Annotated in this window: 1 pseudogene; it reads right to left on the reverse strand. The window is 35.9% G+C overall.

From position 1 onward, the window contains the following. Positions 1-15 precede the first annotated feature (15 nt). A pseudogene (locus KVT34_RS29760) lies at positions 16-548 on the reverse strand (glycosyltransferase family 2 protein); the annotation flags it as partial.

Here is a 548-nt window from a genome sequence, read left to right on the forward strand (position 1 = left end):
GGAATAGCGCCCCCCTTATTTTGCATTTAATTCTTTTATAACTATATTTAAACAGCGGGAAAGACGTACGTGTGCATCTGGAATGAGGTTGGGGTATTGTTTATAAAATTCAAATGCGCCTCTACACCATTCGTAGGCTTTTAGTAGGCTAGCTCTATAATCATTAAAATCTTGTAAGAACCCATATTTTTTTGAGGTTAAAATGAGCTGTGAAAAATCTTCAGACCCTTCAAGTAATTTATGGTGTACTTGCTGTCCGGCATGAAAACGAAATGAACTTAATGGCTCGGTAATATAAACTGCATCACCTTTTGAAAGTAAACTTATCCAAGAAGCCATATCTACACTGCAAGAATAACTCCTTTCATTTAATGTGCCAAATGGTTCTGTTAATAGTTGCTTTCGAAAGAGTACAGTCGTAGGTTCACCGATAATATTCTGTCCAGATAAAAGCATACGATTCCCAAAATCTACCCCACTTAGTAAAGTATTCTCGTTATGCAATCTATTTATAGCGGGATGGTTTTCAATTAAATCTCCATTCTCAT

This window comes from Paenibacillus sp. GbtcB18, assembly GCF_019091125.1.
GTDB lineage: Bacteria > Bacillota > Bacilli > Paenibacillales > NBRC-103111 > Paenibacillus_F > Paenibacillus_F chitinolyticus.